This window comes from Roseburia faecis, from assembly GCF_001406815.1.
GTDB classification, from domain to species: domain Bacteria; phylum Bacillota; class Clostridia; order Lachnospirales; family Lachnospiraceae; genus Roseburia; species Roseburia faecis.
In genome coordinates, this window is the sequence record NZ_CVRR01000019.1 from 226,018 (window position 1) to 245,344 (window position 19,327).

22 protein-coding genes are annotated in these 19,327 nt (G+C 43.9%); 2 read left to right on the forward strand and 20 right to left on the reverse strand.

The genetic code is table 11. The annotated features are described in order from the left end of the window. Positions 1-12: 12 nt before the first annotated feature. The 8 genes from ruvA to proB form a co-directional block, all read right to left on the reverse strand. A complete protein-coding gene (gene ruvA, locus M72_RS08230; RefSeq protein WP_022046597.1) occupies positions 13-624 on the reverse strand; it encodes a Holliday junction branch migration protein RuvA in 612 nt (203 codons plus the stop codon). 75 nt (positions 625-699) lie between these two features. Continuing rightward, a complete protein-coding gene (locus M72_RS08235) occupies positions 700-1,224 on the reverse strand; it encodes a Gx transporter family protein (protein WP_055067867.1) in 525 nt (174 codons plus the stop codon). Continuing rightward, complete coding sequence (locus M72_RS08240) at positions 1,208-1,591, reverse strand: NusG domain II-containing protein (protein ID WP_055067868.1); 384 nt, start codon at positions 1,589-1,591, stop codon at positions 1,208-1,210. The genes M72_RS08235 and M72_RS08240 overlap by 17 nt, the downstream gene beginning before the upstream one ends. Next, positions 1,584-3,020 (reverse strand): tRNA (N6-isopentenyl adenosine(37)-C2)-methylthiotransferase MiaB, encoded by a 1,437-nt coding sequence (gene miaB / locus M72_RS08245; protein ID WP_055067869.1) that lies wholly within the window; start codon positions 3,018-3,020, stop codon positions 1,584-1,586. Before miaB ends, M72_RS08240 begins: the two co-directional genes overlap by 8 nt. A gap of 26 nt (positions 3,021-3,046) precedes the next feature. After that, positions 3,047-4,309 (reverse strand): glutamate-5-semialdehyde dehydrogenase, encoded by a 1,263-nt coding sequence (locus tag M72_RS08250; protein ID WP_022046601.1) that lies wholly within the window; start codon positions 4,307-4,309, stop codon positions 3,047-3,049. 2 nt (positions 4,310-4,311) lie between these two features. Next, the gene (locus tag M72_RS08255) at positions 4,312-4,899 is read right to left on the reverse strand and encodes a 5-formyltetrahydrofolate cyclo-ligase (protein WP_055067870.1); all 588 of its coding nucleotides are present in this window, start codon (positions 4,897-4,899) and stop codon (positions 4,312-4,314) included. Continuing rightward, complete coding sequence (locus M72_RS08260; protein ID WP_055067871.1) at positions 4,874-5,098, reverse strand: DUF896 domain-containing protein; 225 nt, start codon at positions 5,096-5,098, stop codon at positions 4,874-4,876. The genes M72_RS08255 and M72_RS08260 overlap by 26 nt, the downstream gene beginning before the upstream one ends. Next, entirely contained in the window at positions 5,098-5,937 is an 840-nt protein-coding gene (gene proB, locus M72_RS08265; RefSeq protein ID WP_055067872.1) for a glutamate 5-kinase, read from the reverse strand. The genes M72_RS08260 and proB overlap by 1 nt, the downstream gene beginning before the upstream one ends. Before the next feature lie 141 nt (positions 5,938-6,078). On the opposite strand from proB, the gene M72_RS08270 reads away from it, so the two are divergent. Continuing rightward, on the forward strand, positions 6,079-7,137 hold the full coding sequence (locus M72_RS08270; RefSeq protein WP_070103566.1) for an FAD:protein FMN transferase: 1,059 nt from the start codon (positions 6,079-6,081) through the stop codon (positions 7,135-7,137). A 70-nt stretch (positions 7,138-7,207) separates the two neighbouring features. Here M72_RS08270 and rnfB read toward each other — a convergent pair whose 3' ends face one another. From rnfB to rsxC, 6 genes are read right to left on the reverse strand one after another with little or no spacing between them, the layout of a single operon-like run. Next, positions 7,208-7,996: an RnfABCDGE type electron transport complex subunit B gene (rnfB, locus tag M72_RS08275; RefSeq protein WP_055067873.1), complete on the reverse strand. Its 789-nt coding sequence runs from the start codon at positions 7,994-7,996 to the stop codon at positions 7,208-7,210. A 14-nt stretch (positions 7,997-8,010) separates the two neighbouring features. Continuing rightward, complete coding sequence (locus M72_RS08280; protein ID WP_022046607.1) at positions 8,011-8,616, reverse strand: electron transport complex protein RnfA; 606 nt, start codon at positions 8,614-8,616, stop codon at positions 8,011-8,013. A 15-nt stretch (positions 8,617-8,631) separates the two neighbouring features. Next, positions 8,632-9,351 carry an electron transport complex subunit RsxE gene (gene rsxE / locus M72_RS08285; RefSeq protein WP_022046608.1) on the reverse strand — a complete coding sequence of 240 codons (720 nt, stop codon included), beginning with the start codon at positions 9,349-9,351 and terminating at the stop codon, positions 8,632-8,634. Continuing rightward, positions 9,351-9,956: an RnfABCDGE type electron transport complex subunit G gene (locus tag M72_RS08290; protein ID WP_055067874.1), complete on the reverse strand. Its 606-nt coding sequence runs from the start codon at positions 9,954-9,956 to the stop codon at positions 9,351-9,353. The genes rsxE and M72_RS08290 overlap by 1 nt, the downstream gene beginning before the upstream one ends. Continuing rightward, positions 9,949-10,905, reverse strand: coding sequence for an RnfABCDGE type electron transport complex subunit D (locus M72_RS08295; RefSeq protein WP_055067875.1), 957 nt, complete (start codon positions 10,903-10,905; stop codon positions 9,949-9,951). The genes M72_RS08290 and M72_RS08295 overlap by 8 nt, the downstream gene beginning before the upstream one ends. Before the next feature lie 19 nt (positions 10,906-10,924). Beyond that, positions 10,925-12,247 carry an electron transport complex subunit RsxC gene (rsxC, locus tag M72_RS08300; protein WP_055067876.1) on the reverse strand — a complete coding sequence of 441 codons (1,323 nt, stop codon included), beginning with the start codon at positions 12,245-12,247 and terminating at the stop codon, positions 10,925-10,927. Positions 12,248-12,466: 219 nt separating this feature from the next. Between rsxC and M72_RS08305 the strand changes: the two genes are divergently transcribed. Then, entirely contained in the window at positions 12,467-13,567 is a 1,101-nt protein-coding gene (locus tag M72_RS08305) for a ribonuclease H-like domain-containing protein (RefSeq protein ID WP_055067877.1), read from the forward strand. A gap of 65 nt (positions 13,568-13,632) precedes the next feature. Here the strand turns inward: M72_RS08305 and M72_RS08310 are convergent, their stop codons facing one another. The 6 genes from M72_RS08310 to M72_RS08335 form a co-directional block, all read right to left on the reverse strand. After that, positions 13,633-14,412 carry a CheR family methyltransferase gene (locus M72_RS08310; protein WP_022046613.1) on the reverse strand — a complete coding sequence of 260 codons (780 nt, stop codon included), beginning with the start codon at positions 14,410-14,412 and terminating at the stop codon, positions 13,633-13,635. Between the two features lie 72 nt (positions 14,413-14,484). Continuing rightward, the gene (gene rpsA, locus M72_RS08315; protein ID WP_055067878.1) at positions 14,485-15,564 is read right to left on the reverse strand and encodes a 30S ribosomal protein S1; all 1,080 of its coding nucleotides are present in this window, start codon (positions 15,562-15,564) and stop codon (positions 14,485-14,487) included. After that, on the reverse strand, positions 15,545-16,399 hold the full coding sequence (ispH, locus tag M72_RS08320; protein WP_022046615.1) for a 4-hydroxy-3-methylbut-2-enyl diphosphate reductase: 855 nt from the start codon (positions 16,397-16,399) through the stop codon (positions 15,545-15,547). Before ispH ends, rpsA begins: the two co-directional genes overlap by 20 nt. Positions 16,400-16,405: 6 nt before the next feature. Then, the gene (cmk, locus tag M72_RS08325) at positions 16,406-17,071 is read right to left on the reverse strand and encodes a (d)CMP kinase (RefSeq protein ID WP_055067879.1); all 666 of its coding nucleotides are present in this window, start codon (positions 17,069-17,071) and stop codon (positions 16,406-16,408) included. A gap of 39 nt (positions 17,072-17,110) precedes the next feature. Next, positions 17,111-18,352 carry a BaiN/RdsA family NAD(P)/FAD-dependent oxidoreductase gene (locus M72_RS08330; RefSeq protein WP_022046617.1) on the reverse strand — a complete coding sequence of 414 codons (1,242 nt, stop codon included), beginning with the start codon at positions 18,350-18,352 and terminating at the stop codon, positions 17,111-17,113. Next, positions 18,345-19,274: a MurR/RpiR family transcriptional regulator gene (locus tag M72_RS08335; protein WP_055067953.1), complete on the reverse strand. Its 930-nt coding sequence runs from the start codon at positions 19,272-19,274 to the stop codon at positions 18,345-18,347. The genes M72_RS08330 and M72_RS08335 overlap by 8 nt, the downstream gene beginning before the upstream one ends. Positions 19,275-19,327: the final 53 nt, after the last annotated feature.

Sequence of the window (19,327 nt, forward strand, 5' to 3'; positions counted from 1 at the left end):
TCTTTCTCGAAACTACAACAACGACATATGTTTCAGTGCTGCCTTCAGCACTGCTTCCACATCCATTTCTTCTGTGATCTCCACCGCGGATACAGCCTTTAAACTTTCCGCCGAGGAATATCCCAGTGCCGTAAGTGCCATAACCGCATCATTTCTGACCTGACCATTTCCGGAAATCTTTAAAGTCTGTACATGCTCACTCTTCTTTTCAAAAGCATCTTCCAAAGACATCTTATCTTTTAATTCCAAAATCACACGCTGGGCTGTCTTGGCTCCTACTCCCGGAGCTTTCGAGATTGCCTTGGAATCTCCCGACAATACTGCAAACCGCAGATCATCTGCACTGAGCGCAGAAAGAATTGCAAGTCCTCCCTTTGGACCAATTCCGCTGACAGAAATCAGAAGTTTGAAAAGCTCCAGATCGTCTTTGGTCAGAAATCCATAGAGAATCATGGCATCCTCGCGCAGATACAGATACGTATACACTTTAATCTCCTCACCGACTGCCGGAAGATACTCAAACGTCTGTCCGGAAATAAATACCTGATATCCAATTCCCCCGGTCTCTATCACAATATGATCTGGATTGGTTTCTGCAAGCTCACCTTTGATATATGCGTACATAAAACATTCTCCTCATTTTCGTTCGTTCACGATATTTATCATAACACAGCAGATACAATTATGCAAACAGATGTTCTACTCGTGATATTTTTCTGTCAGAAAACGCAGACGCACGATCAGTTCCTGTGCAAGAAGCCCGATCAGAAATCCCGTAAGAAGTCCGGCAATCAGAAGTACCGGAAAATAATACAACACATAATGGCTGGACACAACAAGCGCCGCTATAAGGATCTGCCCGATGTTATGAGCAATTCCTCCGGCCACACTGACGGAAATACAGCCTAGGTGGTTTCCTTTTTTTAAGAGTGCCATCACAAGAAAACTGAGGATTCCCCCGCCTAAGGAATACAAAATTCCGATCAGATTGCCAAACAAAATGCCGACAATGAAAATTCTTATGACAGAGACACAAAATGCCTCCTTCGTTCCAATCGAATACAGCATTAAAACAACCACAATATTCGTCAGTCCGAGTTTTACTCCCGGAATTCCAAAATCAAAGGGAATCAGCATCTCTATATAACTGCAGATCATGGCAAGTGCGAGAAACACTCCCATAAACGCCGTTTTTCTCCAAAGCTGTTTACTGTGCAAATCCATCCATCCCTTCTTTTTTCGAATTCGTTACGGTCACTACCACATGATTCGGCAGACAGACAATGCTTTCATTTTCCGCGGAAATCGCTTTCTGATGCACACACAGTTTGTCCGGACAGTCCGCTTCTTTCATATCTGCTTTTCCATCGCGGATCACCAGAACATTCGTGGTTTTTCCTTTGGAATTTTTAATTTTTACAGTCTGCGGCTGTGACAGGGAATAGGTTCCATACACTTCTCCCTCTCTCGTCACCACCACCAAAGCTCCCTGTTTCCCTCCGGCAAAATACCAGACGCCCAGTACAATAAGACAAATACCAAGAAGCACACCGATAAAAATCACATCTTTTTTGCCAAATTTTCTATGCATTCTCTGCGATCTCTCCCAGATAATAAAAACCTTTACATTCCGTAAGTTTTACCATAAACAGTTTTCCAATCATATCCGGGGTTCCCGGAAAATGCACCACCGAATTGTTTGAAAGCCGTCCGGTAATCAGGGAAGCATCCTGCGTATTCTGTTCCTCTGCCAGCACTTCCATCACTTTTCCTTCCAGTGCCATGGCTTTCTTTGCGCTGATCTGCTGTACTTCCTTTAACAACAGATCAAAATGCCGTTTCACTTCGGCCGGATCGCACTGATCTTCCATGGCTGCGGCCGGTGTGCCGGTCCGCTTGGAATATATAAACGTAAACGCACTGTCATATTCCACCTGTTTTACCACTTCAAGCGTTTCCTGGAAATCTTCTTCTGTCTCTCCAGGGAATCCGACAATAATATCGGTCGTCAGCGCAATATCCGGAATTGCCTCCCGAAGTTTCTTTACAATCGTCAGATACTGTTCTTTATCATAATGCCGGTTCATGATTTTTAAAATCCGTGAGCTTCCGGACTGCAGCGGCAGATGCATATGCTTGCATACCTTATCACATTCCTTCATGGCAAGGATCAGATCATCCGACAGATCCTTCGGATGAGAAGTCATAAACCGGATTCTCTTTAATCCCTCGATCTTGTTTACTTCCCGGAGAAGCTCTGCAAACGTAACTGGCTGCTCTAAATTTTTCCCGTAAGAATTAACATTCTGTCCAAGCAGCATGACTTCACACACACCATCTGCCACCAGTCCTTCAATCTCACGGATGATATCTTTCGGTTCCCGGCTGCGCTCGCGGCCCCTGACATAAGGAACGATACAGTAACTGCAGAAATTATTACATCCGAACATGATATTGACACCGGATTTAAAAGAAAACTTCCGCCGGATTGGAAGATCTTCCACGATTTTATCCGTATCCTTCCATATATCAATGATCATGGAATCCGATTCCATACGATTGCATAAAAGCTCCGCAAATTTATAAATATTATGTGTCCCAAATACCAGATCCACAAAACGGTAGGATTTGCGGATCTTCTCCACTACCGTCGGCTCCTGCATCATACAGCCACAGAGTGCTATCATCATATGCGGATTTTTCTTTTTAAAGTTTGACAGATACCCCAGGCGTCCATACACCTTATTGTTTGCATTTTCACGCACCGTACAGGTATTGTAAATCACAAAGTCCGCGTGCTCATCCTCTGTCTCCACATAACCGATGTCCGTCAGGATTCCTAAAAGTTTCTCCGAGTCCCTCGCATTCATCTGACACCCAAACGTATGGACACAGCAGGTCAGTTTGCGCCCCGCTTCTTTTTCCTTTTGTGCCACATACTGTCTGGCTTTTTCTATGTATTCGTACTGCCGTCTGGTTTCTTCTTCCCCGGTTAATCCATTTATTTCTAAATCTCTCATAATCCTCTTATTTTCCTGCTCTTCTTTTATGGACGTACCTGACCGTTTCCATAAATAATATATTTATAACTGGTAAGTGCCTCAAGTCCCATCGGACCTCTGGCATGTAATTTCTGTGTGCTGATTCCGATCTCTGCGCCAAGACCAAATTCATTTCCATCGGAAAAACGGGTGGATGCATTCACATAGACACAGGCGGAATCAATTTCATTTAAAAATCTCTGTGCCACATCATAATTTTTGGTTATAATTGCCTCAGAATGGGAGGTATTGTACTTATTGATATGCGCGATTGCCTCGTCCAGGCTGTCTACAATCTTTACCGACATAATATAATCCAGATACTCCGTTCCCCAGTCTTCTTCTGTCGCATCTTTTACCAGTGGCTGATCCGGTCCCAGACATTCGACGGCATAGGAATCACCGCGCATCTCCACATCATACTCTTTTAATGCTGCATACAGCTTTGGAAGAAACTCTTTTGCAATTGCCCGGTGCACCACAATGGATTCGCAGGCATTGCATACACCGATCCGCTGTGTCTTTGCATTTTTAATGATATTGACCGCCATCTCCTGATCAGCAAACTGATCCACATAAACATGACAGTTTCCGGTTCCGGTTTCAATAACCGGAATCGTCGCATTATTTACCACACTCTGGATCAATCCCCTGCCGCCTCTTGGAATCAGCAGATCCACATAATCCTTCATTTTCATAAACGCATTGGTGGTTTCCCGATCTGTGCTCTCGATCAGACTGAGTGCCCCTTTTGGAATATTCATCCTGCGAAGTGCCTCCTGCATGGCAGAAACAATCGCAATGTTCGAATGGATGGCATCACTTCCACCCTTTAAAATTGCACAGTTTCCGGACTTAAAACACAGACCGAACGCATCGGAAGTAACATTCGGGCGGGCCTCAAAGATAATGCCAACGACACCGATGGCTACACGCACTTTTCCAATGATCAGTCCATTCGGCCGTTTTCGCATGGACATCACTTCCCCGATGGGATCTTCCAGTTTCGCCACCTGCCGGAGTCCGTCTGCCATTCCAAGAAGACGGTCATGATCCAGCTTCAGGCGGTCTAAAAGTCCCTGTGGCATATTGCGCTCACGTCCCCGCTCCATATCTATTGCATTGGCCTCTAAAATTTCCTGCTCATGTGCCATAAGCGCATCCGCAGCCAGTTCGAGTGTTCTGTTTTTTGTATCGGTATCCAGCATTCCAACCCTGATCCGGTCTTCATGTGCCTGCCGGCACAGTTCCTGCAGTTTTGCATCCATTGTCATTCTCCTCCTGTTGTCCGTTTCGGACGATACCATTGTTGTTCTGTAATCACATCATCCATAGGATGATCATGTATTTCCGTTGGAATTCTTTTGACGATCTGTTCTCCAAACGCAATTCCTGTCCTGTGCAGATTTTCTTTCTGCTTCAGGTAACGATCGTAAAATCCTCCTCCGTATCCGAGCCGCATCCCCTTTTCGTCGAATGCAACACCGGGGACAAGAATCCATGCCTCCCCATTCTCTGCAAAAGAAGAAAGCGGATATTGTTTGACATCCGGTTCCGGGACAGAAAACATTCCCTTTTTTAACTGTCCGGGATTCTCAATCCGGTAAAACTCCATTTCCTTCCCGCACACCTTCGGGAAAAAAATCTGCTTTCTGTCCCGGAGTGCCTGATCGCAGAAAAGCTGCAATTCGACTTCGCTTCTAATCGCGGCATAAACCAGAATTTTCTGAAATCTGGCATACTCCGGTGCCGACAGCAGCCGCTCACAGATTTTTGCGCTCTTCTGCCGCCTCTCCTGCGGAGAAATCCGGTCTCTCTTTTCCTTCATCCGTTTACGAAGTTGTTGTTTTTGATCCATATTTTTCTCCAAGATTTTCCACAGATCCATCTGCATTCATCATGTCAATATTGTTAAGCTGATTGCGCAGATTTGCCTTTACCGAAGCGACATATTCCTGACGCAGCAGTGCCTGTTCCTTCTTTTCTTCTTCGCTCAATCCTTCTGCTTTGGATTTTTTGTATAATTCATTGATGCGTGCAATTTTTTCGTTTGTCATCAGCCTATCGTCTCCATAATATAATTTGCAAGGTTAAAGTTTGCATTTTCATTAGCCGTAAATAACGTTCCCACATAATCATTTTCGAAAATATCCTGCAGGATGCGGACATCCCCGCCATTTGCAATGATCATATCCGTTCCGGATAATGTTGCAATCTTTGCTGCGGCAAGTTTTGTTGCCATCCCGCCGGTTCCGACATTGCTGCCTGTAGATTCTTTTGCCATTCCATAAATGTTTTCATCAATAGCATCCACGACTTTAAGCAGCCTTGCCTCCGGGTTTTTGTGCGGATCATCTGTATAAAGTCCGTCAATATCGGAAAGCAGGATCAAAAGATCTGCCCCCACCATGGAAGCGACCAGTGCCGACAGCGTATCATTGTCACCAAACTGCATCTCATAGGTACTGACCGTATCGTTCTCATTCACGACCGGAATCACCCCGAGATGGAACAGTTCGTCAAATGTATTCTTTGCATTCGCACGGGATACCGGATTTACCATTGTATTTTTTGTCAGCAGAATCTGCCCTGCGGTCTGTGAATATTCCGCAAACAGTTTCTGGTAAACCATCATCAGTTTTGCCTGTCCCACAGCCGCACACGCCTGCTTTACCGATGTCTCGGACGGACGTTCCTTCACGCCCATGGCAGCCCTTCCCACGGCAATCGCACCGGAGCTTACCAGACAGACATCCATTCCCTGATTGTGCAGATCACTCAGCTGCCTGACCAGGTGTTCCATTTTGGCAAGATTTAAACGGCCGGTCTCTGCGTGCGTCAGAGAGGAAGAACCGATTTTGATCACAATACGTTTATAATTCAGTTTACTGTCCATTGTACTTTATTCCTCGATTTTCTTTACTTATGCATACCTTTAAATACTTTACCATATCTTCCGAAAAAAAACAACAAAGCTTGCCGCCTGCCATAAAATGGAGTATATTAATCTGTATAAAATTTTACGGAGAGGATTTTTATGAAACAACAAAAATACATCAGATACATTCTGTTGCCAACAACGCTTCTTTGCCTTATTGCATCACTTTTTTGTGGCTGCTCTGCCAATTCCGGGAAAATATCCAAAACGGGATTTTATTTTGATACGATGATCACGGTTACCCTCTATGGAACCCGTGATGAAAAGATATTGGATGATTGCTTTTCCCTGGCAGGAAACTATGAAAAGAAACTTTCAAACACCATCACAGACAGTGAAGTTTCAAAGATTAACGAGGCAAACGGCCAGTTTGTGACAGTCAGCAGCGATACCCTCTCCCTGATCAAAGATGGTATCCGGTATGGAAAAATCAGTGATGGAACATTTGATATTACCATCGGTACCCTCTCGGATCTGTGGAATTTTTCAGAGATTGCAGAAACCGCAAAATCCGATGAGAACGAAGTCGATGCATCGGTTGTCCCTTCCCCGGAAAAAATTGAAGCGGCACTGGCACATGTCAACTATAAAAATATTGAGATCAAAGGAAATCAGGTGCGGTTGAAAGATCCGCAAGCCAAAATTGACCTTGGCGGAATTGCGAAAGGTTTTATTGCGGATGAAATGCGAAGTTTCCTGAACAAAAAAGGAATCACCTCCGGCGTGATCAGCCTTGGGGGAAATGTCCTGACTCTTGGGAAAAAGGCAGATCACTCTTCCTATACCATTGGTATCCAGAAACCATTTTCCGAAACCGGTACGTCACTTGGCACCTTAAACGTATCCGATGCTTCGGTTGTTTCTTCCGGTATTTATGAGCGCTATTACCGGGTCAACGGCAAACTGTATCACCATATTTTAGACACCTTGACCGGATATCCGGTCGAGAACCATCTCTATCAGGTAACCATCATCAGTGACATCTCCATGGACGGGGATGCACTCAGCACAACCTGTTTTTCCCTCGGATTAAAAAAGGGAATGCAGCTGGTGGAACAGACCGATGGCGTGGAAGCCATCTTTGTCTCCGATGACGGAACAATTACATGCAGTTCCGGAATCAACCGGGATGATTCCATACAGTTTCATGCCTCCTGATTTTCGTGTTCTGAAAAACTCTGCATAAAAATACCCCATGCAGGCTGACCCTGCATGGGGTTATTTCTTGTTATAAAATAATCTTTTTCGGACACTTTTCTGCACAGATTCCGCAGCCTGTACATTTTTCCTGATCGATGTATGCAATGTTGTCTACCACATGAATCGCATCGGACGGACAGTTCTTCTCACAGAGATGACAGCCGATACATCCAACGGAACATGCACTCATGACATCCTTGCCCTTGTCTTTGGAACTGCACTGTACGAGGTGCATTGCCTCATATGGTACAAGTTCAATCAGATGCTTCGGACATGCAGCCACACATTTTCCGCAGGCCTTGCAGACCTTTGGATCGACTTTTGCAATACCATCTACGACATGGATCGCATCAAACGGACATGCTTTCACACAATTTCCAAATCCCAGACATCCATAATTGCAGGACTTTGGTCCGCCATTTGGAACAAATGCCATTGCCGCACAATCTTCCACTCCGGTATACTCGTAATCCTGTTTTGCTTTCTCACAGGTTCCGGCACACTTGACAAAAGCGACTTTTTTTACCGAAGCCCCGGCAGAAACACCCATGATCTCGCCAACCTTTGTGGCAACCGGCTCTCCACCAACCGGACACTGATTGACCGGTGCCTCTCCCTTTGCGATTGCCGCAGCAAGTCCGGAACATCCGGCATATCCACAGCCACCACAGTTATTTCCCGGGAGAACTTCTAAGATCGCATCCTCTCTCGGATCAGTCTCTACCTTGAACTTTTCTCCAGCGATTCCGAGGAAAAATCCAAGAATAATTCCTACGCAGCCGACAACAACAGCTGCGACAATAATTCCAGTTATCATACGTCTTTTCCCTCCTAAATCATTCCTGAGAATCCCATAAAGGCAATGGACATCAGGCAGGCAGTGATCAGAACAATCGCTGTACCCCTAAATGTCTTCGGGATATCATTGTACTCAATTTTTTCACGGATTCCCGCCATCAATACGATTGCGATAAAGAAACCAAATGCTGTGGAAAATCCGTAAACAACACCCTCTAAGAGATTGTAATCATAAGTAACACAGTTTAAGGCTACACCAAGTACCGCACAGTTTGTAGTAATCAGCGGCAGGTAAACACCCAGTGACTGATACAGTGATGGCATGCTCTTCTTTAAAAACATTTCTACAAACTGTACCAGTGCTGCAATAACCAGAATAAATACAATGGTCTTTAAATAGGTCAGATCAATTCCCTTTTTCACGAGAAACGGATTGGCCAGAATAAATTTATAGATCAGTCCGGTAATGAAAGAAGAGATCGTAATAACGAAAATTACGGCGCCTCCCATACCAGCAGCTGTCTCTGTTTTCTTGGATACACCAAGGAACGGACAGATACCAAGGAACTGACTCAATACTACGTTGTTTACGATCGCAGAACCTACCGCGATCAAAACCAGTTCAGCTAATGTACTCATCGTCTCTCTCCCTCCTTATGCCTGTTCCTGATCAGAAGCTCCTGCACTCTTTCCTGTACAAAGTGCGGACTGACCACAGTGTGCACAGTCTCCGGATAAACATCCTGCCGGCTCTGCAAGCGGTTTGCCCTTTGCTTCCATCTTTTTACGGATAATATTCATTCCGGCTACAAGGAATGCCAATACAAGGAATGCTCCCGGTGCCATGATGAAAATCGTGATCGGAGTAAATCCTTTGATTGCGGAAAGGAACGGAAGTCCGAAAAAGGTTCCGGCACCAAGGATCTCACGGATCAGTCCGATGATGGTCAGACCCATGGTAAATCCAAGTCCCATACCGATTCCATCAAAAATAGATTCGATTGGTCCATTCTTGGATGCATAGCTTTCTGCACGGCCAAGAATGATACAGTTTACAACGATCAGCGGAATATACACACCAAGTGCCTTGGAAAGGCTTGGAAGATATGCCTGCATCAGAAACTGTACGACCGTAACAAGTGATGCAACAATCACGATATAGGCCGGCATACGCACGCCGTTTGGAATCACCTTACGGAACAGTGAAATCAAAAGGTTGGAAAATACCAGTACCACAAGGGTAGAAAGTCCCATACCAAGTCCGTTGATCGCTGAAGATGTAACCGCAAGTGTCGGACACATACCAAGCATCAGGACAAAGGTAGGATTCTCTTTGATCACACCATTGTACAAACGTTCTACATACTTGTTCATTACTGAGCACCTCCTAACGCATTCTGGAAGTAATAGATGGCTGCATTACAGCCATTTGCCATTGCCTTTGAAGTAATGGTAGATCCGGTAATTGCCTCAATCTGATCATCCGATGCCGGTTTTTGTTTTACAACCGTAAACTTGTCTACCGTTTTGTTTTCAAACTGGCTGTAGAAATCTTCCTCTTCTGCTTTCATACCAAGTCCCGGTGTCTCGGAAATATCGGTAATCGAATATCCGTTGACGGTTCCATCATTTTTGATACCAACGGAAAATGTAATACTTCCCTGGCTTCCGTCTTTCGCGGTAACGGTAATGACATATCCCAGTGCATTGCCATCTTTATCTACGGCCTGCTCGACATCGTCAATCGTATCGTCATATCCTGCATCTGCAACCATTTTGTCTGCGGCATCCGCATCATACTCCTGCTGGTTGAACCCAGAGGCATCCGCAAACACTGCCTGATACGCTTCTTTTTTGGTCTGCTCGTTGGCTTTGTCAATCGGAGCCTTTGTAATTCCATATACCGCCCCTAAAATCACGCCGATCACAAGGGTAAAGGCTGTCAAAACCAAAGCGTCATGTATAATCTGTTTATTCATTCTTCTTTGCCTCCTTTGCCAGTCCAAAAGCTCTCGGAATTGTAAACTTCTCAATAATCGGTACTAAAATATTGCTCAGGATGATTGCAAAAGAAACACCCTCTGCATTTGCTCCGAAACAGCGGAAAATACCGGTTAACAGACCACAGCAGATACCGTAAATAATCTGACCGCCCGGTGTAATCGGTGAAGTCACATAATCGGTTGCCATAAAGAATGCACCAAGCATCAGACCACCACCGCACAGTTCTGCAACCAGATAATTGGCATTCATCGGTTCCTTGCCAAAGATCAGCATAAATACCGCAAATGTAATCAGGTAAGCAGCCGGAATCCGTAATGTGATAACGCCCAGAAGAATCAGGATCATCGCACCAATCAGGATTGCGATCACGGATGTCTCACCGATGGTTCCCGGAATCTTTCCGGTCAGCATATCCATGACATTGATGGAAGAAAGTCCTTCATTTCTGATCATGGCAAGCGGTGTTGCCCCGGAATATGCCTCAAACTTAGAACTCTTGAAATTTGTCATGTCTGCGGCAAAGGCAATCAGCAGAAAACATCTTCCACCCAGTGCCGGGTTCATGAAGTTTTGTCCCAGTCCGCCAAACATCATCTTTACAATGACAATGGCAAATACACTGCCAATCACAGCCTCCCACCATGGAAGTCCTGCCGGCAGGTTCAGTGCCAGAAGAAGTCCGGTGACAACCGCACTCAGATCCGGCAGGCTGTTTTTTTTATGTACGATCTTATCAAAAATCCATTCGGAAGCCAGACAGCTTGCGATGGTAACTAAAATCAAAAGTAATGCATGCATTCCAAAATTCCAGATACCAAACAGGGTTGCCGGCAGCAACGCGATGATCACATACAGCATAACTCTGCTTGTGGAGTCCTTGGCACGCACATGTGGTGAAGACGAAACCTGATATTTCTCACTCACAACAATCCACCTCTTTCTCTTATTTTTTCTTTCTCTTATCTGCTAATACGAGTTTCTTCATTGTCTTGACGGACTGTGCCACCTGCCTGCGGGAAGGACATACATAACTGCAGCTTCCGCACTCGATGCACTCTAATCCATGCCAGCGTTCAAACTCATCCTTTTGTCCGTGCTCACTGAACTTTGCAAGCCTGCTTGGAATCAGTTTTTCCGGACACGCTTCCACACACCGGCCACAGCTGATGCATGCGAGCGGTTCAAACTCTGCCACCTCATCTTTTCCAAGACATAACAGAGAAGAAGTCGTCTTTGTGGTAGGAACATCCAGTCCAAAAATGGCAAATCCCATCATAGGACCGCCGGATACCAGTTTCTGTGGCTGTACTTTAAATCCTCCGGCAGCTTCCACCAGCTGCTCGTATGGTGTACCCATACTGTACAAAAAGTTTGACGGGGTGGTAATTGCGTCTCCGGTGATTGTAGCAATTCGCTTCATCACAGGCACTCCATCTTTTACTGCATGCTTGATTGCAATCATGGTTTCTACGTTGTCCACGATACAGCCTGCATCTGCAGGAAGCATTTTGGAATTGATTTCGCGTCCGGTCACTGCGTAGATCAGCTGACGCTCTCCTCCCTGCGGATACTTTGTCAGCAATTCACAGACCTCCATCCGGGGCTCATCCTTAATCAGTTCCTTTAGTTTTGCAATTGCATCCGGTTTGTTATTTTCGACGCCAAACACACCTTTTGCATGGTCAAACAGCTGCAGTATGATCTTCATACCTGCAACCAGATCTTCCGGAGTTTCGATCATTCTGCGGTAATCTGCAGTCAGATATGGCTCGCATTCCGCGCAGTTTGCAATGATATACTCGATTTTTCCCGGCTCTTTCGGAGACAGTTTTACATGTGTCGGGAAACCTGCGCCTCCCATACCAACCACACCGGCCTCCTTAATCCGTTCAATGATTTTCTCCCTGGATAAGGATGTCACATCATCCACCGGTGAATACTCACACTCCGTAAACTGATCGTCACTCTCGATTACAATGGAATTCACCATATCACCGACTGCCACACGCCGTGGTTCAATTTTCTTCACTGTACCGGATACCGAAGAATAAATCGGAGAAGATACAAAGCCGCCGGCTTCTGCAATCTTCTGCCCTTTCTTTACGCTATCCCCTACAGCGACAATTGGAGTGGCTGGTGCACCAATATGCTGTGACAATGGAAAAACCAGTTCTCCTTTGGGTAGAACTTCTTTGATTGGCGCATCCTTGGCAAGTTCTTTGCCTTCATAGGGATGTACGCCGCCTATAAATGTTTTCAAACCCATCCTTGTGCCCTCTTTCCTTATTTTTTTGTCTAAACCATATAGTTTATAACATAATTCACATTAAATTATAGCACTTTTTAACCATATATGTAGTAAAATTTTTAATTTTTTCTGAATATTTTGTATTCTTTTTAATACAAAGAAACATGACGAAAAATGAGATTTATGGTATAATCCAGACACACAGACAAAATCCAAACATTATATAAAGGAGAATTTATGAAAACGTTTCATGAAGAAATCCCCGATCTCTGTCAGGACGCTCTCACCGACCAGCTTTTTGATGAACACTCTATATTTTTTGACATAGAAACTACCGGGTTTTCACCTGCAGCTTCCACACTCTATATGATTGGATGTGCCAGACGCAAAAGCAACCGGATCTGTATTGACCAGTTTTTTGCTGAAAAACCGGAAGAAGAAGCTGAAATCCTCGCCGCATTTTTTCAGATGCTGTCACCATATACCACCATCATTACGTTTAACGGTGTGGGATTCGACATTCCTTACCTGAAGGCAAAAGCAGACCATTATAAGTTTCCGGAACATTTTCGGGATTTTGAATACCTGGATATATTTAAATCGGTTTCTTCGATCAAATTTTTATTGAAACTGGAAAACTATAAGCAAAAAACCATAGAATCCTTTCTGGGTCTTAAAAGAGAAGACGAAAAGACGGGAGAGGATCTGATCCATGTATATTTCACGCATGTGAAACATCCGACAGAAGAAACGATGCATCTTCTTCGTATTCATAATTACGAAGATGTTCTGCACATGATTGATCTGCTCTCTGTTTTATCTTATCTGGAAGTATTAAACGGTCAGTACACCATCCTCTCCCACCGGATCGACCATTACCACACATATGACGGAACCGAAGGGGAGGAATGGATCATCACCATGCAAAACGACTATCCCGTTCCGCGCCAGCTTTCCTGTAAACAGGATTGTTTTTATCTGATGATCGGAAAAAACCGCACTTCTCTTCGTATTCCGGTCTACGAAGGTGAACTGCATTATTTTTATTCCAATTACAGGGATTACTATTATCTGAAAAAAGAAGATATGGCAATACACAAAAGTGTTGCCTCATTTGTAGACAAAGAATACCGGGAAAATGCAAAAGCAAGTAACTGTTATACGCGCAAATCCGGCAAATTTCTTCCGCAATACAACAATGTTATGCAACCGGAGTTCCGTAAAGAGTATAAGGATAAAATCAGTTATTTTGAGATGACGGATGATTTTTGTACCTCTGATATCATGTTGCGCCGCTATATTGATCACATCTTAAAAAATATGATGGGAAAAAAATAATAATTTAAGACTGCAAAAATGCATGTTCTTATGTTTCAGGCATAAAAACATGCATTTTTATTGGTTTAAACATTCTTTTCAAAATAAAAACTGCTGAGTCTGTCAAATCCAAGTTCTTTATAATTGGTAATCTGTTCTGTACTTCCGATAAATAAAACCCCATGACTCTTCAGTGACTGATGGAATTTTTGATAAATCATATCTTTCGCATCATCTGTAAAATAGATAACCACATTTCTGCAGAGAATCATATCAAAATCCCTTGGATACGGATCTTTTAACAGATTGTGTTCTTTAAACGTCACGCAACGCTTGATTTCATCCGAAATCTGAAATGATTTTCCGATCTGTTTAAAATACTTGCATTTAAATTCCGGCGGCACATTTGCAATGCTCTTTTCATTGTACAGACCAACCTGCGCTTTCTGAAGAACCTGCTTGTCCAGATCGGTTGCCGTAATATGAATGTTGGAAAGCGGAATATGTTTGGATAATGCCATGACAAGAGAATACGGTTCATCTCCTGTCGAACAGGCTGCACTCCACACATGCAGATTTTTTCCATGCTGTTTGATAAGTTTCGGAATAACATTCTCATCCATCAGCTTCCACTGATCCGGATTACGGTAAAACTCAGAGACATTGATTGTAAGAAAATTGACAAATGCCTCAAATTTGTCCTTGTCTGTCTTCAGCACACGAATATACTCATCATAATTGCTGCAGCCATGCTTTGTCGCAATCGTATCAATTCGTCTGCGCATCTGTTTTTCTTTGTAATAATTCAGATCGATTTTTGTCAGAGCATAGACGTCTTTTTTGAATTTTTCATAATTGTCAAACATAGACTTTTACCCCCTATAAACAATAAGAAGCTGCCCGAAGGCAACTTCTTACCTATGAAAATTTACAGTGAATTATTCCTCTGTCTCAGCATCTTCAGCCGGAGCTGCAAGAGCCTTAATGCTTAAGCTGATCTTCTTTTCTTCTTCGTTGAAGTCTACGATCTTTGCTTCAACTTCCTGACCAATCTTTAATACATCAGAAGGCTTCTCTACGTGTTCCTGGGAGATCTGTGATACGTGAAGTAATGCATCAACACCAGGAGCAAGCTCTACGAATGCACCGAAATCTGTCATACGTGCAACTTTTCCTTTTACAACGTTGCCAACGGCATACTTCTCTGCAGCACCATTCCAAGGATTCTCATCCTCAAATTTCATGCTGAGTGCAATCTTGGTATCTGTAATATTCTTGATAAATACGCGAACTTTCTGTCCAACAGTAAATACTTTCTTAGGATTCTCAACTCTGCCCCATGACATCTCTGAGATATGAAGTAATCCGTCTACTCCGCCCAGGTCGATGAATGCACCGAAATCTGTAACATTCTTTACAGTTCCTTCGATTACATCGCCGACTTTGATCTTTGCAAACAGTTCTTTCTGAAGCTCTGCCTTCTTTGCAAGTAATAAAGTCTTGCGGTTACCAATGATTCTTCTCTTTCTAGGATCAAACTCTGTGATAACAAACTCGATTTCCTGATCCTTGAACTTGCTTAAGTCTTTCTCATATGTGTCAGATACAAGGCTTGCCGGGATAAATACTCTTGTCTCATCTACATTGACACATACACCACCGGTAAGTACCTGGCTGACTTTTGCCTTTAAAATTTCCTGATTTTCGAATGCTTCCTCTAATCTCTTGTTTCCCTTCTCTGCTGCGAGACGCTTGTAAGAAAGGAGAACCTGTCCCTCACCATCGTTTACTTTTACAACTTTGGCTTCTAAGGTATCGCCGGCTTTTACGACTGTAGTAAGGTCTACATTTGGCTCGTTTGTATATTCATTACGTGTAATGATTCCATCTGATTTGTAGCCGATATTCAGGATGATTTCATCTGGCTTAACATCAATAACGGTACCCTCTACCACTTCTCCATTTCTTATTGTTTTTAAAGATTCTTCCAACATTTGTTCAAAGCTCATTTCTGACATTCTTTGAAACCTCCTCGATGATATTGTTTGGGGTTGAAGCCCCTGCGGTAATACCTACGTTATTGATGGATTGTATCTGATGATAATCCATATCTTTACTCGTTTGTATATAGTAAGTATTTGCACATTCCTTTTTAGATATTTCATACAATTTTTGCGTATTGGAGCTATGCTTGTCACCAATGACAATCATGAGATCCGACTCCGCAGCAATTTTGCGTGCTTCCGTCTGTCTTTCCTCCGTTGCATTGCAGATTGTATCTAAAACACTTATATCATAACCTTTTTTCTTTATAATTTCAACTAATTCTTGAAATTTATTGTAGTTAAATGTCGTCTGTGCCACCAGACAGACTTTTTCTCCCTCTTTTAACGGTAATTTTTCAATATCTTCCTGACTTGTGACCGTATAGGCAGGCTGTCCTTCCACCCATCCGAGAATTCCTTCCACTTCCGGGTGATGTTCGTTTCCGGCAATCACAATCCGGTACCCTTCTTTGCTGTACTTCTCCACAAGCCGGTGAATTTTCAGGACAAACGGACAGGTTGCATCCAGCACTTCAAATCCGCATGCCTTCATTGCTTCATGTTCTCTGCGGCTGATACCGTGTGAACGGATGATAATCTTTCCTTTTGGAAGATTCTCAAGTTCTTTGAGCTCCCTGACCACATGAACTCCACGCTGTTTAAGGTCTCTGACTACTTCTTCATTGTGAATGATCGGCCCATACGTGTATACCGGAACTTTTGCCTCTTCTGCTTCCTGATATACCATATTTACTGCCCGTTTCACGCCGAAGCAATACCCGGCACTTTTTGCAATCGTCAGCTTCATTTTTGTCTATTCCGCCTTCTTGATTATTTTTTTCATTTCTTCAACAACGCCGTCAATATCCAGATCCGATGAGTCTAAAAGGACAGCATCCTCCGCCTGTTTTAACGGGGAAGTTTCCCGGTGCATATCCCGGTAATCGCGCTCAATAATATCTTTTTCTATCGCATCCATATCACAGGATACACCTTTTGCTGTCAGCTCATCAAAGCGGCGCTTTGCCCGCACTTTCGAGCTTGCAGTGAGATAAATTTTCACATTGGCATCCGGAAGGACAACCGTACCGATATCTCTTCCATCCATAATCACATTTTCCTTTGCGGCAAGCTGTCTCTGCAATTCTACCAGTTTTGTACGAACCACTGGATAAACACTGGTCGCGCTGGCCATGTTGCCGACTTCCTCTTTCCGGATAACGCCGTTTACGTTCTCTTTGTTTAAGATCACCTGCTGTTCTCCGCCCGTATACTGAATGGTCACGTCTACCTTCGGGCAGGCAGCCGCAATCGCCTGCTCATCGGAAGCATCGATATGATTCTGTAAAAAATAATATGCCATCGCGCGGTACATTGCACCGGTATCCACATACACATACCCCAGATCCGCCGCAAGTTTTTTGGCGATTGTACTTTTTCCGGCTCCTGCCGGTCCATCAATTGCAATATTAAATGCCATTTTCTATTCTCCTTTGAAATAAATTATTTATCTTTGAAATTACAAAACGGATATTCCCGCCAGGTGTCCGGTGGACCAGGCAATCTGAAGATTATAGCCACCGGTAAGTGCATCCAGATCCAGCACCTCGCCGCAGAAATACAGCCCCTGCACAAGTTTTGACTCCATCGTGGAAGGATTGATATCTTTCACGGAAACACCGCCCTTTGTTATAATTGCCTCTTTAAAATCGCGAAGCCCTGTAATTGTAAGCGGCATATTTTTAAACAGATGTAACAGATTCTGTCTCTGTTCCCTGGATATTTCATTCACCTTTGTATCCGGATCAATGCCTGATAACGCAATCATAACGGGTATCATTTTTGCCGGGAGCAAATGCCCCAGAGAATTTTTAAACTGCTTATTTTTCATTTCATCAAATTCCCTTAAGATCCGGTGATCAAGCTGTTCCACATCCAGTGCCGGTTTCAGATCAATCGTCATGGAAAGCTCCTGGTCAAATGCTTTTGCCGGGATACATCCGCTTGCCGACAATACCAGCGGACCGCTGACGCCGAAATGCGTAAAAAGCATCTCTCCAAAATCCTCATACAGTTTTTTCTTTCCCCGGGTAACCGACATACGGACATTGCGCAGCGAAAGGCCCTGCAGATCCCTGACCCACGGTTCTTTCATTTCCATCGGAACCAGTGCCGGAGTCGGCGATACCATCTTATGTCCGCTCTCTTCTGCCATGCGGTAACCGTCCCCCGTTGCCCCTGTTGAAGGATAGGAAATTCCTCCGGTTGCAACAATCACTGCGTCCGCATGCATTTTTGTATGATCAGCCAGCTCAACACCGGTAACACGCTTTTCTTCATCCCTCTTTTCAAGCAGCAGACGCTTTACTTTTGTATGCAGGAAAACTTCCACATGCTGCCCCCGCAATGCGGTGGATAACGCCGCAATCACATCGGAAGAATGATCCGACACGGGAAATACCCGGTTCCCACGCTCTGTTTTTGTAGGCATTCCATGACTCTCAAAAAAAGAAATCACCTGCTCATTGTCATAGGAGTAAAAAGCACTGTATAAAAATTTACGGTTGCTGACTACATTGGCAAACAGCTGTTCCATATCACTGGCATTCGTCAGATTGCAGCGCCCTTTTCCCGTAATAAACAGCTTTTTTCCGAGTTTTTCATTCTGTTCTAAAAGCGTCACTGCATGTCCGCTCTCCGCTGCCGCATACGCAGCCATCATTCCCGCCGGTCCTCCACCGATCACGATTACTTTACTCATTATCGATATCCCCTAATTTTGCATAATGTACCTTAATCGAATCATCAATATAATTGATCTCATCGTTTTCATATACCTGATACTCATCCCAGATGTCTTCTAACATCGTCAGTGTTCCCGCCACTTCTTTCTGTTTCTTCATGCACAGAGCCACTACCAGCGCATTGATAACGGAAAGCGGTGCGACAAGGGAATCCACAATGGATGCCATATCACTGTCCGCAATGAGATTGCAGGAAGAATACAGATTCATCGGTGAATGTATGCTGTCAGTAATTGTAATTACTTTTGCACTCCGGTTATTTGCAAATTCCAATGCCTTTAATGTCCGCATGGAATATCGTGGGAAACTGATTCCGATAATAACGTCATTTTCCTCGATTCTTACCATCTGTTCAAACAGTTCACTCGAACTGTTTGTCGTAAGCAGACGCACATTATCAAACATCAGATTCAGATAAAATCCTAAAAAACTTGCAAGCGGCGCACAGCTTCTGATCCCGACAATATAAATATTTTTTGCCTCAAGGATTGTCGAGACGGCCACCTCAAACGCACTGTGATCAATTTTTTCCAGTGTCGTTTTGATCTTGTCCGCGTCTGCCGATAAAACTGTCTCTAAAATCTTCGACTGGCTGATTCTTCCGTAGGTTACCTCCATGCGCTGTACGGAGTTTAATTTATTGCGCACCAGTTCTTCTAAGGCACGCTGAAATTCCGGATATCCTTTATATCCAAGATATGTTGCGAAACGTACAACAGTCGACTCACTGACACCAACCGTTTCCCCCATTTTGGCTGCTGTTAAAAATACCGCTTTATCATAATTATCTGTAATGTAAGTTGCAAGCAGTTTCTGTCCCTTGCTCATCGAACTGTAACAATTATTAATCCGGTTTAACAGATCATTGGTATTTGACATCATATTCTCCTCTTTATCCCATAAAAGCTGTGCCACAAACAGCACTTTTGATT